8 protein-coding genes are annotated in these 13,464 nt (G+C 62.9%); 5 read left to right on the forward strand and 3 right to left on the reverse strand.

The window, feature by feature from the left end:
* The first annotated feature begins 116 nt into the window (after positions 1 to 116).
* Together JG739_RS04685 and typA are read left to right on the forward strand one after the other, a co-directional pair.
* On the forward strand, positions 117 to 1,685 hold the full coding sequence (locus tag JG739_RS04685) for an alkaline phosphatase D family protein (protein WP_202365461.1): 1,569 nt from the start codon (positions 117 to 119) through the stop codon (positions 1,683 to 1,685).
* Between the two features lie 746 nt (positions 1,686 to 2,431).
* Positions 2,432 to 4,261: a translational GTPase TypA gene (typA, locus tag JG739_RS04690; RefSeq protein WP_202365462.1), complete on the forward strand. Its 1,830-nt coding sequence runs from the start codon at positions 2,432 to 2,434 to the stop codon at positions 4,259 to 4,261.
* A gap of 91 nt (positions 4,262 to 4,352) precedes the next feature.
* Here the strand turns inward: typA and JG739_RS04695 are convergent, their stop codons facing one another.
* Positions 4,353 to 5,516 carry an IS4 family transposase gene (locus JG739_RS04695; RefSeq protein WP_202362951.1) on the reverse strand — a complete coding sequence of 388 codons (1,164 nt, stop codon included), beginning with the start codon at positions 5,514 to 5,516 and terminating at the stop codon, positions 4,353 to 4,355.
* A gap of 352 nt (positions 5,517 to 5,868) precedes the next feature.
* Here JG739_RS04695 and JG739_RS04700 point away from each other — a divergent pair, with 352 nt between their 5' ends.
* Positions 5,869 to 6,483, forward strand: a complete 615-nt coding sequence (locus JG739_RS04700; RefSeq protein ID WP_202365463.1) for a LysE family translocator — start codon at positions 5,869 to 5,871, stop codon at positions 6,481 to 6,483.
* 9 nt (positions 6,484 to 6,492) lie between these two features.
* Here the strand turns inward: JG739_RS04700 and JG739_RS04705 are convergent, their stop codons facing one another.
* Positions 6,493 to 6,816 carry a YciI family protein gene (locus JG739_RS04705; RefSeq protein ID WP_202365464.1) on the reverse strand — a complete coding sequence of 108 codons (324 nt, stop codon included), beginning with the start codon at positions 6,814 to 6,816 and terminating at the stop codon, positions 6,493 to 6,495.
* A gap of 148 nt (positions 6,817 to 6,964) precedes the next feature.
* Positions 6,965 to 7,108 carry a hypothetical protein gene (locus JG739_RS04710; protein WP_202365465.1) on the reverse strand — a complete coding sequence of 48 codons (144 nt, stop codon included), beginning with the start codon at positions 7,106 to 7,108 and terminating at the stop codon, positions 6,965 to 6,967.
* 44 nt (positions 7,109 to 7,152) lie between these two features.
* Here JG739_RS04710 and JG739_RS04715 point away from each other — a divergent pair, with 44 nt between their 5' ends.
* Positions 7,153 to 11,961 (forward strand): NAD-glutamate dehydrogenase, encoded by a 4,809-nt coding sequence (locus JG739_RS04715; RefSeq protein ID WP_202365466.1) that lies wholly within the window; start codon positions 7,153 to 7,155, stop codon positions 11,959 to 11,961.
* Positions 11,962 to 12,053: 92 nt separating this feature from the next.
* Entirely contained in the window at positions 12,054 to 13,433 is a 1,380-nt protein-coding gene (locus JG739_RS04720; RefSeq protein WP_202365467.1) for an MFS transporter, read from the forward strand.
* Positions 13,434 to 13,464 lie beyond the last annotated feature (31 nt).

The following is a 13,464-nucleotide window of genomic DNA, read 5'->3' on the forward strand; positions in this document are numbered from 1 at the left end:
CCCTCAAGGGGGGAGATCACCTGTTCAGTGTAATAAAACCTTCATGGTTTCGAGATGTGCGTGAAACATTGAGGCTGGACCTTGGCGGCGACGTTTAAGCCATCCAGGAGACAGCCATGAACAGGATTTCACGCCGCGCTTTTGTCACGTCGGCGAGCGCCGCCGGCCTCGTCGGCATATCGGGCTTCGCGTTTCCCTATTATTCGCGCGCCAATCAGCGGCCCGCCTTCACCCATGGCATCCAGTCGGGCGACGTCGACGCCACCAGCGGCGTCGTGTGGACCCGCACCGACCGCCCTTCGCGTGTCATGTTCGAAGTGTCGTCGACGGAAAATTTCGCCAACGCCGTCCGTCTTGCGCCGCTCGATACGTCGCCGGCCAGCGATTACACGGTAAAGCGGCTGCTCACCGACCTCGCCTCCGACCAGGACATCTTCTACCGCATGATCGCGGCCGATCTCGCCGACATCAACGCCGTCTCCGAGCCGATCGTCGGCCGCTTCCGCACGGCGCCGGCCTCGAAGCGTGATATTCGGTTCGCATGGTCGGGCGATACCGCCGGCCAGGGCTGGGGCATCGACGACACCGGCATGAAGACCTATGCCACGATCGGCAAGCATACGCCCGACTTCTTCCTGCATTCCGGCGACACCGTCTATGCCGACGGCCCGATGAAGGACGAGGTCCAGCTTGCCGGCGGCAGCAATTGGAAGAACAAGGTCCTCATCGACGAAAAGCGCAAGGTTGCCGAGACGCTGGACGAGTACCGCGGCCAGTGGAAGTACAACATGATGGACAGACATGTGCTGGGGCTCAACGCGATCTGCCCGACCTTCTACCAGTGGGACGACCACGAGGTGGTCAACAACTGGTCGGATTCGAAGGATTTGGGCGCCGACGACCGCTACTCGGAAAAAAACATTCATGTGCTGGCGGCACGCGCGGCACGTGCCTTCCACGAGATGACGACGATCCGCTACGAACCGTCGGAACCCGGCCGCGTTTATCGCAAGATCGCCTACGGGCCGCTGCTCGAAGTGTTCTTCCTCGACATGCGTTCCTATCGCGGCGCCAATGGCCCCGGCATGCAGGATGCGGTGACGCCGCAATCGCGCATTCTGGGCGAACAGCAGATGAAGTGGCTGAAGCGCGAACTGGCAAACTCCAACGCGACCTGGAAAATCATCGCCGCCGACATGCCGCTCGGTCTCGTCGTCTGGAACGACGCCACCAAAAAGGCCGGCGCCGAGGCCGTCAGCAATGGCGAAAATGGCCCGGCCAAGGGCCGCGAACTGGAAATTGCCGACCTGCTTCGCTACATAAAGAATGCCGGCGTCACCAACACCGTCTGGCTGACCGCCGACGTGCACTATACAGCGGCGCACTACTACAATCCTGACAAGGCGCAGTTCCAAGACTTCAATCCGTTCTGGGAATTTGTTTCCGGTCCGCTCCATGCCGGCACCTTTGGACCCAACGATTTCGACATGACCTTCGGCCCGGAGCTGAAATTCATCAAGGCGCCGACAGCCGAGCAGGGGCAGAACCTGCCACCCTCGGCCGGCCTGCAGTTCTTCGGCCTCGTCGACATCGACGGCGCCACTGAACAGATGACGGTGCGGCTGATGGATCGCGACGACAATGAACTCTACAAGGTCACGCTCGATCCGGTGCATTCGGCGTGAGAGAATGGTTTCAATAGTGGCCAAAACGCAGGCGGGCCAGCGCCCCCTCTGTCCTGCCGTCTTGGCCAAAACTTGGCATCTCCCCCACGCGGGGGGAGATTGGCAGCTTGGGCGCTCCGCTCGCGCCTGCAACGTTGGAGGTTGGCGAAAGCGGCGGCGACGTCCGATCTCCCCCCTCGTGGGGGAGATGCCCGGCAGGGCAGAGGGGGGCGTGAAGGCTCGCAGCGGAACGGGATCTCGGGATGACTACCGCCGGGCGCGTCGTCAATCTGGATAGCAAACGGCCGGAATATTGGGCCAAACAGCGCGGTCGCAGTTGGCGGCCTCCTGCCTTTGCTTGAAGGCGGCGCTAACCGGCCCGGTCACCACCGGGTCGACGCCATCGGGAGCATCGGCAAACAACTGCTCCGCCGTTCGAGTGTCGGACGGCAGGGCAGGCCGTGCCTCCTTCGACCTCGCGGCTGACTGTGCCACGCCTGCCGCAAGCAGAACGGCGAGGGCAGCCCATGCAAGGATTGGCCAGTATCTGATGCCAGTTTTGCTCATGAAATTTGAACTGTCCCGACAGTGAAAGGTTCCGCTTTGGTTAATAATTCAATTTCACACCAAGACGCTTAAGATTTGGTGACCATGTATTTGGTGGCACGCCTCCTCTTTCGCAATTGCGAAAAACCCTGTATGAGCCGCCCAACCGAAAGAGGCAGCGCCTTTTGGCCTGCTGCCTGCAACGCTCCCGAGACCACAACATGAAAATTCGTAATATCGCGATCATCGCGCACGTCGACCATGGGAAAACCACCCTCGTCGACCAGCTCCTGAAACAGTCCGGTTCGTTCCGCGACAACCAGCGCGTCGCCGAACGCGCCATGGATTCGAACGACCTCGAAAAGGAACGCGGCATCACCATCCTGGCCAAGGCGACCTCGGTCGACTGGAAGGACACCCGCATCAACATCGTCGACACCCCCGGCCACGCCGATTTCGGCGGTGAAGTCGAGCGCATCCTGTCGATGGTGGATTCGGCCATCGTGCTGGTCGATGCCGCCGAAGGGCCGATGCCACAGACCAAATTCGTCGTCGGCAAGGCGCTCAAGGTCGGATTGAAACCGATCGTCGTCATTAATAAGATCGACCGGCCGGACGCCCGCCACGTCGAGGTGGTCAACGAAGTATTCGACCTGTTTGCAGCGCTCGACGCCACCGACGAGCAGCTCGACTTCCCGATCCTTTACGGCTCGGGCCGCGACGGCTGGGTCTCGGAAAACCCCGAAGGCCCGAAGGACCAGGGTCTGGCGCCGCTGTTCGACCTCGTCGTCAAGCACGTGCCGGCGCCGACCGTTCATCCCGGCCCGTTCCGCATGATCGGCACCATCCTGGAAGCCAATCCGTTCCTCGGCCGAATCATCACCGGCCGCATCGAATCCGGCACGCTGAAATCCAACCAGGCGGTCAAGGTGCTGCATCATGACGGCACCCAGGTCGAAACCGGCCGCATCTCGAAGATCCTGGCTTTCCGCGGTCTTGAGCGCCAGCCGATCGACGAAGCGCAGGCGGGCGACATCGTCGCCATTGCCGGGCTGTCGAAGGGCACCGTCGCCGACACGTTCTGCGACCCGTCGGTGACCGAGCCGCTGCATGCCCAGCCGATCGATCCGCCGACCGTGACGATGTCGTTCCTCGTCAACGATAGCCCGCTGGCCGGCACCGAGGGCGATAAGGTGACCAGCCGCGTCATCCGCGACCGCCTGCTGCGCGAGGCCGAAGGCAATGTCGCGCTGAAGATCGAGGAATCGCCGGACAAGGATTCGTTCTTCGTCTCCGGCCGCGGCGAATTGCAACTCGCCGTGCTGATCGAGACCATGCGCCGCGAAGGGTTCGAGATCGCCGTGTCGCGGCCGCGCGTCGTCATGCGGCAGGGCGACAATGGCGCATTGCTCGAGCCGATCGAGGAAGTCGTTATCGACGTCGATGAGGAGCATGCCGGCGTCGTCGTGCAAAAAATGTCGGAGCGCAAGGCCGAGATGGTCGAATTGCGCCCGTCGGGCGGCAACCGCCAGCGCATCGTCTTCCACGCGCCGACGCGCGGGCTGATCGGCTACCAGTCGGAACTGTTGACCGACACGCGCGGCACGGCAGTCATGAACCGGCTCTTCCATGCCTACGAACCTTACAAGGGTGAGCTGCCGGGCCGCACCAACGGCGTGCTGATCTCCAACGAGCAGGGTGAATCAGTGGCCTATGCCATGTGGAACCTGGAAGACCGCGGCCCGATGGTCATCGATCCGGGCGTCAAGGTCTATCAGGGCATGATCATCGGCATCCATTCACGCGACAACGACCTCGAAGTGAACGTGCTGAAGGGCAAGAAGCTGACCAATATCCGCGCCGCCGGCAAGGATGAAGCAGTTAAGCTGACGCCGCCGATCCGCATGACGCTGGAACGCGCGCTGGCCTGGATCCAGGACGACGAGCTGGTCGAAGTGACGCCGAAGACCATTCGCCTGCGCAAGCTCTATCTCGACCCGAACGAGCGCAAGCGTTTTGAGAAGTCGGCGAAAGTGGTCGGCGCGGCGTAAGCGCGATGTCTCATTGAAGGGAGGTCGGCGCTGCCCCTCATCCGCCTGCCGGCACCTTCTCCCCGTGAACGGCAGGGCTGTCCGGGGAAAGTTATTCATAAATGAAGGCCATCTGATTGGGAGAGGCTCGGTCCCTTGGTCGGCTTGGATTGACCGGTGGCGGCTTATCGATGGTGTGCAGTTTCCGCCGCCCGAACAAGTATTGAGCGACCAGTTCTGTGAACCTCAAGATAGGAATAGTGACGCGGCGGGTGCGCGCGACAATGCGCAGCAGCGCAAAGGCGATCATTGCGGCAAAGAGTTGCAGGCGGATTGCATTGCCGTTGTTGCCGAGGAACTTGCGGATCTTGAGGTGCTGCTTGATCCATCGGAACAGAAGCTCGATGTGCCAGCGGCCTTTGTAAAGCCGTCCAATCTCGACGGCAGAGCGCTCCAGATCGTTGGTCAAAAGCGTGATGGTGTCGCCCGTTTCGCGCTGAACGCGCAGGCGACGCAGCCGCATCGGCAGCTTGCAAGCAGCCTTGCTGACCAAGCTTACCTCACTGTCTTCCACAACCAGGAAGCCGTCGCCCTGCGGCTCGGCTATAGGGCGATCACGCAGCAGCGCCAGCCTCATGTTGGATTTGGGCCGCGTCACGAAGATCGATCCGGCTTCGGCGATCGCCGTCCACCAGCCATAATGGCAGTAGCCCTTGTCGAACACGTAGGTCGCTCCAGCTTCGATCGTGATCTGGCGACCGACCTGGGCGTCGTTGACGTTGGCGTCGGTGATGTCGAGGATGCGCGGACAGTCGGTCTTCGGGTCATAGACGACATGCACCTTCATGCCGCGGATGCGCCCGTTCGACTTGGCCCAATCGCACAGTTTGCCGAGCGGAATGGGGGTCGAGTCGATCAGCCGCAGCATCGCTTCGCCCTCGCGCCGCATTTGCCTGTCGAGCAGGTTCGCCACCAGACCGAACGCCTCGGCAAAGATGGCGACCGGACGCCGTCTGTTGGCATCCGACAAGGTCGAACGCATCAACGGACCGCTGCCCAGGTGATAATGATGCTGGCTGTTGGCGTTCCAGCCGGCTTCCAGGCCACGCAAGCTGCTGCTGCCGCAGAACTGGGCATAGATCAGCGCCACCAGATGATCCCAGCTTCTGAACGATTTGTCGTACGCATCCCCGTCGTGGCGATCCACAATTGCTTGGAATTGACGCCGATCGATGGGTTCAAGAAGCTGCCCGAAGATGCTAGGTGCAAAGCGCATGCCCCGTTCCTTTTCTGAGTCTCGACAACCAGAGAAAAGACGGACAAACCCCGTTTTACGGGGCATGCACATGTGGCATTTCGATTCACTCAAAACTTTCCCCGGACAGCCCTGCGTGAACGGGGAGAAGACCTCTGACCGCACCCTCGGCGTTCATTTTTTGCAACGCTGGTAATTGGCGGAACCGTCGATGACGGCGCCCTTCTCCCCGTTGACGGGGAGAAGATGGCGGCAGCCAGATGAGGGGCAGCGCCGGCGCCTCTTCAGAGGGCAAAGTTCTCTGTACGCTGCAGGGGTGCCATTTCGCTGCCGATCGGATATCCTTGGCTCCCTGACGCTCGAAGGCACTCACATGCAATTCACCTCGCTTTTGATCTTCGCCGCCGCCCTTTTTGTCGCCGCCGGCTCGCCCGGCCCCTCGATTGCCGCTCTGGTGGCGCGTGTCATCGCAAAGGGCTTTCGCGACGTGTTCCCGTTCCTGCTCGCCATGTGGATCGGCGAGGCCATCTGGCTGTCGCTGGCGGTGTTCGGGCTGGCGGTGGTGGCGCAGACCTTCCATCTCGCCTTCGTCGTGCTGAAATGGGTCGGCGTCGCCTATCTCGCCTACCTCGCCTGGAAGATGTGGACGGCCCCGGTCGAGGCGCGCGAGGGCGAGATGCCGCGCGAGGAATCGGCCGTCAAACTGTTCTTTGCCGGCATGGCGGTGACGCTCGGCAATCCCAAGATCATGATGTTCTACCTGGCGCTGCTGCCGACCATCATCGATCTCGCCTCGGTGACGGTCGTCGGCTGGATCGAGCTGACGCTGACTATGGCCGTGGTTCTGGTCGCCATCGATCTGGCCTGGGTACTGGCGGCAGCGCAGGCGCGAAAACTCCTGAAGAGCAAACGGGCGATGAAGATCGCCAACCGCGTCAGCGCCACCACCATGGCCGGTGCCGCGGCGGCGATCGCGGCTCGATCCTGAGCCATTGCGTCAACTCATTTCGATGATCGGCGCGATCTCGACGCTGAAAGCCGGATCCTTCAGGATAGGACAATCCTTGGCCTTGTCGACGGCATCGTCGATGTCTGTCGCTTCGACAATTGTGTAACCGGCGGTCGGATTGCTGCCGCCATTGTTTTCGACTTTGCCGCCGGGCAGCACGGTCTTCGACATGCCGACTGGATTGCCGCCGTCGACCACGGCCGAGCCAAGCTTGTCGTACCAGCCGTTCCAGGCATCCATCGCAGCTTGCCGTTCGGCCTCGTCGGTCGGCATCTTGCCGGAGCCGTGATAGACATAGAGAAATTTCGCCATGTTCTCCTCCGTTGATCTTCCGTTGATCGGCGGCGTCGAACCGACATGCGGTCACGCCGCAGCGGCAATCATCGGACCAAACCGGCAAAGACGCAACGAGAATGCAAATCACTAATGTGAGGTCCGTTGGCTCGCAACCGCCATGCTCTCACCGAGCGATTGCGTGGGGTGCGAGATCGAGTGCTGTGATTTTTCCGGCCATGGGCTGTTTTTCCTCCTTTGTTGATGATTTGCTGCCGAACTCCGACATTTCGTCGCAAGCGGTCAAACCTTTGTCGCCAATCTCGGCCATCTGCTACCATAGTTGCAAAACATATGACGGGAGGGACTAGCGACATGGCCGGCCTGAAATCTGCAAGCCAGTTGAAAAAGATAAGCGCGGCCAGGGGCAGCGAGAAGCCGGGCAGGCTTGCCGACTATCTGCTGGCTCGAGCGCCGGCCGAAGATGTCGCCGCCTATGAGGTCACCGCCCTCGAACGCGCCGCCGATCTCGCCGGGCGCGCCGTCGCCAGGCACAAGAAGGGCGATTGCCTCGTCGCCATAGAGGTCGATTCCGGTGTCGTGCGCCAGGGCAGGCCAATGACGGTGATCACTGTCGTCAACGACAACATGCCGTTCCTATTCGATTCCGTCCTCGGCGAGATCACCGAGAGCGCCGGCGAACCGCTGCTGGTCACCCACCCGGTCATCGTCGTCAGGCACGGCAAGAGCGGCGTCGAAGAAATCCTCGGCGATGGTGGCTTTGCCAAGGGCGATCACAGTCATGAGCGGCTGAGCGTCATCCACGTCCATATCGCCCGACTTTCGGCCGATCAGGCCGAGGCATTGGCCGAGCGGCTGAAGAAAATATTAGGCCAGGTGCGCGCCGCTGTCACCGACTGGAAGCCGATGCTGGCCCGCCTCGACCAGGCAATCTCCGAGTTCCGCTACTCTCCGGTGCCTCTCGACAAGGCCCACGTCGCCGAGGCGATCGCCTTCCTCGAATGGCTGCGCGACGACAACTTCACCTTCCTCGGCATGCGCGAGTTCAAATATACCGGCGGCGAGAAAAGCGGCACCTTGGAGCGCACCGAAAAGCCCGGCCTCGGCATCCTCTCCGATCCGGACGTGCTGGTGCTGCGGCGCGGCACCGAAGCGGTGTCGACGACGCCGGAAATTCGCGCCTTCCTGCACGGGCCGGAGCCGCTGATCGTCACCAAGGCCAACGCCAAGTCGACCGTGCATCGCCGCATCTATCTCGATTACATCGGCATCAAGACCTACACCGCCAAGGGCGTGCTTGCCGGCGAGTTGCGCATCGTCGGTCTATTCACCTCGACTGCCTACACGCGCTCGGTGATGAAGATCCCTTATCTCAGGTCGAAAGCCGAAATCATCATCGCCAAATCCGGTTTCAACCCTGAAGATCACTCCGGCAAGGCACTGATCAATGTGCTGGAGAGCTATCCGCGCGACGAGCTGTTCCAGGTTCCGGTGCCGATCCTGCGCAAGCACGCCGAAGCCATTCTGGGGCTGATCGAGCGGCCACGCGTCAGAGCGCTGGTGCGCGCCGATCAGTTCGACCGCTTCGTCTCGATCCTCGTCTTCGTGCCGCGCGACCGCTACGACAGCGTCGTACGCGAGAAGATCGGCACCTATCTGAAGACGGTGTTCCAGGGCCGGCTTTCGGCCTACTACCCCGCCTTTCCGGAAGGCGGACTGGCGCGTGTTCATTTCATCATCGGCCGTTCCGGCGGCAAGACGCCGAAGGTCGACCAGACGACGATCGAGGCGGCGATCCGCGCCATCGTGCGGACCTGGGACGACATTCTGCGCGAGACCGCCGAAGAGACTGGCGCCGACGCGGCGCTCACGACGATCGCCTCGCGCTTCTCGGGAAGCTATCGCGACAGCTTCTCGCCGGCGGAGGCGTTGGCCGATGCCGGTCGCATCGCCAGGATCAGCGCGGCCAATCCGATCGCCATCGACTACTATCGTCATGCCAACCAGGAGCCACATCAGGCGGCGCTGAAGATTTATCACCATGGCAGCCCGGTAGCCTTGTCGCGGCGGGTACCGGTGCTGGAGAACATCGGTTTCCGCGTAATCAGCGAGCGCACCTTCGAGGTCGGCGACGAGGCTTCCGGCATGATCAATAGTGATCAGCCGGGCATGGTCTTCATCCACGACATGGAGCTCGAAAACAGCTACGGCAAGCCAATCGACCTTGGCGACCGCGGCGCGCTGTTCGAGGACGCATTCCTTTCCGTCTGGCGCGGCGACATCGACAATGACGGCTATAACGGCCTTGCCCAGACCGCCGGCCTGTGGTCGAGCGAAGTCACCATCCTGCGCGCCTATGGCCGCTATCTGCAGCAGGCCGGGATCCCGCAGAGCCAGGATTTCATAGCCGCCGCGCTCAATCGCTATCCGGAGATCGCGCGTGGCCTGCATGAGCTGTTCGTCGCCCGCCTCGGACCGACGGCGCAGACGGAAGGGGCGGTCGCGGCCAGGCACCTCAAGGCAAAGATCAGAGATGCGCTGGAAGAGGTTCCCAACATCGACGACGACACCATCATCCGTCGCTATCTCAATCTGATCGAAGCGTCGCTGCGCACCAATCATTTCGTTCCCGATCTGAAGGAGAAGGGCCAGTCGCTGGCGATCAAGCTCGACTCGCAAGCGGTCGAAGGCCTGCCAGCGCCGCGGCCTTGGCGGGAGATCTTCGTCTACGGTTCCGAGGTTGAGGGCGTGCATCTGCGCTTCGGCCCGGTCGCCCGCGGTGGCCTGCGCTGGTCGGACCGCGCCCAGGACTATCGCACCGAGGTGCTCGGCCTGGTCAAGGCGCAGCAGGTCAAGAACGCGGTGATCGTGCCGGTTGGCGCCAAGGGCGGTTTCTATCCGAAGAAGCTGCCGATGGGCGCCGGCCGCGACGCCATCTTCGAAGCCGGCGCGTCCGCCTACAAGAATTACGTCTCCAGCCTGCTGTCGATCACCGACAATATCGGCCTCGACGGCGTCATTCCGCCGGCCGGCGTCGTGCGGCGCGACCTGGACGACCCCTATTTCGTCGTCGCCGCCGACAAGGGCACCGCGACCTTCTCCGACACCGCCAATGCCATCAGCGAGAAGCATGGCTTCTGGCTCGACGACGCTTTCGCCAGCGGCGGCTCGGCCGGCTACGACCACAAGAAGATGGGCATCACCGCCAAGGGTGCCTGGGAAGCTGTCAAGCGGCATTTCCGTGAAATGAACCGCGACATCCAGACTGCGCCCTTCACCGTTGTTGGCGTCGGCGACATGTCGGGCGACGTGTTCGGCAACGGCATGCTCCTGTCCGAGCAGACCCGGCTGATCGCCGCTTTCGACCATCGCGATATCTTTATCGACCCTAATCCCGACTTGGCGGCCTCGATGGCCGAGCGCCGGCGCATGTTCGCCCTCGCCCGTTCGAGCTGGCAGGACTACGACAAGACAAAACTGTCCGAAGGCGGCATCATCGTCTCGCGCAGCCAGAAATCGATCACGCTGCCGCCGGCCGCGGCCGCGGCGATCGGCCTCGGCAAGACGACCGCCTCGCCGGTCGAGATCATGAGCGCCATCCTCAAGGCGCCGGTCGACCTTTTGTGGTTCGGCGGCATCGGCACCTATATCAGGGCATCGTCGGAAACCAACCAGGACGCCGGCGATCGCGCCAATGACGCTATTCGGGTGACCGCGCTCGAAGTGCGCGCCAAGGTCATCGGCGAGGGCGCCAATCTCGGCGCGACGCAGCGGGCCCGCATCGAGTTTGGGCTGAATGGCGGGCGCTGCAATTCCGACGCCATCGACAATTCGGGCGGCGTCAACTGCTCCGACGTCGAGGTCAACATCAAGATCGCGCTGGCTTCCGCCATGCGCAAGGGTGCGCTGACCCGCCCAGCGCGCAACAAGCTTCTCGCCGAAATGACCGACGAGGTGAGCGCGCTGGTGTTGTCCAACAACTACCAGCAGACGCTGGCGCTGTCCCTTGCCCGCAAGCGTGGCCTTGCCGATATCGCCCATCAGAGCCGTTTCATGGCAGCGCTCGAGGCGCGCGGCCTGCTCGACCGCAATGTCGAAGCTCTGCCGTCGCCGGCAGCCCTTGCCGAGCGCGAGGCGCGTGGCGAGCCGCTGACCAGGGCCGAGCTCGGCGTCCTTTTGGCCTATGCCAAGATCGTGCTGTTTTCCGACATCGTCGCCAGCGACGTGCCGGACGATCCGCATTTCGACCGTGACCTGATGGGCTATTTCCCGGACCGTATGGCGAAGAAATTCGCGGCCGAAATCCATGGCCATCGCCTGCGCCGCGAAATCATCGCCCGTGTCGTCGCCAACGATCTGGTCAATCGCGGCGGCCCACCCTTCGTCAACAGGCTGCAGGAAGCGACCGGCCGCAGCGCCGCCGACATTGTCCGGACCTTCGCTTTGGTGCGCGACGGCTTTGGCTTGCCGGCGCTCTATCGCCAGATCGACGCGCTCGACAACCAGATCGACGGTCAGGTGCAGCTCGACCTTTATCAGGCGGTTAGCCGCCTCATCTATGTCGCCAGCGGCTGGTATCTCAAGAACGATACCAGCACCGCTCCGCTCGGCCAACGGATCGCCGAATTGCAGAACGCCCGCAAGGCACTGGAGCCGAAGCTCACTTCGCTGCTGCCGGCCTTCTCGCGCGAGCGGATAGAGGAGCGGCGGCATGGTCTGGCCAAGGGCGGTGCGCCCGAACAGCTGGCAGAACATCTGGCGCTGACCGATGTGGCCGGCGTCGTGCCTGACATCGCATTGACGGCCCGAACGGCGAATGCCGACATCGTCGCCGCCGCGAAGGCGTTTTTCGCGGTCAGCGATGCCTTCCGCATTCCGCGCGTCGAGGATGCGGCGCGCTCGATCGCGCCGTCCGACTACTACGACCAATTGGCGCTTTCCCGCGCCACCGACACGATCGGCGCAGCCAGGCGCGGCATCGCCGTGGCGGCGCTCACCGGCCATGCCGAGGCGGCGGACCCGGTGGCGGCATGGCTGGAGGCCGGCGGCGAGAGAGTCGGGCGCATCCGCGAGCGGCTGCAGGCGCTGACCGAGGGCGGCGACATCACCGTGTCGCGGCTGTCGGTGGCATCGGGGCTGATCAGCGACCTGACAGCGCTGTGAGACGTCTTCCACATCGCGCGCGATTGCCAGCAGGAACTGCGCTATAGAGCGAGACGGTGCCGCACTTCGGGGCGCCGTTGGTGGGAGGGCATATGGCCGAAATAGCAGTGCAGCGAGCGCCGGAACGCGGCATCTGGGGATGGATGCTGTTCGACTGGGCGGCGCAGCCGTTCTTCACCGTCATCACCACCTTCATCTTCGGTCCCTACTTCGTCTCGCGCATGGCGAGCGATCCGGAAACGGGCCAGGCGGCCTGGGGTTACGGCATCGCCGCGGCGGGTCTGGCCATCGCCGTTCTGTCGCCGATCCTCGGCTCGATCGCCGACCAGACCGGCCCGCGAAAACCGTGGATCGCACTCTTCGCCGCGGTCAAGATCACCAGTCTTTGCCTGCTATGGTTCGCTGCTCCCGGTTCGAACCTTTTCCTGGTCGTGCTGTTCTTCTCGCTGGCTTCGGTCGCGGCGGAATTCTCGACCGTTTTCAATGATTCGATGATGCCGCGTCTGGTGCCGAAGGGCGAAATCGGCCGAATCTCGAACATGGCCTGGGGGCTCGGCTATCTCGGCGGCATGATCGCGCTGATCTTTGTTGTCGCCTTCATGGCGGGTTCGCCGGAGACCGGCAAGACGATCATCGGCCTCGACCCGCTCTTCGGGCTCGATCCGAAGCTCGGCGAGGACGCGCGCGCCACCGGACCACTGTCGGCGGCCTGGTATTTGCTCTTCATCCTGCCAATGTTCTTTTTCACACCAGACGCGGTGAAGGGCCTTCCGCTTGGACCGGCGGTGCGCGAGGGACTGTCGGAGCTGAAATCGACGCTGGGCGAAATACGCCAGCGCAGCGGCATTTTCCGCTTTCTCGTCGCCCGCATGATCTATCAGGACGGCGTCAACGCGTTGCTCGCGCTGGGCGGTGCCTTTGCGGCGGCGATGTTCCACTGGTCGATCACCGAGATCGGCCTGTTCGGCATCATCCTCAACGTGGTCGCCATCGTCGGCTGCCTGGTGGCCGCACGCCTCGACTTGGCGCTCGGCTCCAAGGCCATAGTGATGATTGCGCTTGTCCTGCTCAGCCTCGCCACGATCGGCATCGTCTCGACCGGGCCGGGCTACACGCTGTTCGGTGCCTGGATGATGCCCGGAGCCGATAGCGGCGGGTTGTTCGGTACGCCGGCGGAAAAAGCCTACATCTTCTTTGGCCTGCTGATCGGGCTTGCCTTCGGGCCGGTGCAGGCATCGTCGCGCTCCTACATGGCGCGCAGCGTCACCGCGGCCGAATCGGGCCGCTATTTCGGCATCTATGCGCTGGCCGGACGGGCGACCAGTTTTGCTGCGCCATTCATGGTGGCCACGATCACCCTGGCCAGCGGCTCGTCGCGGCTAGGCATGGCTGCAATCGTGCTGTTCCTCGGCGTCGGCCTGGCGATCCTGATCCGCACGCCATATCCGGCAGATAATCCGCCGGCGGAGTAGCGCTGCTCTTCCCTTCTCCCCTTGTGGGAGA

Origin of the sequence: Mesorhizobium sp. L-2-11, from assembly GCF_016756595.1 — a bacterium.
GTDB lineage: Bacteria > Pseudomonadota > Alphaproteobacteria > Rhizobiales > Rhizobiaceae > Mesorhizobium.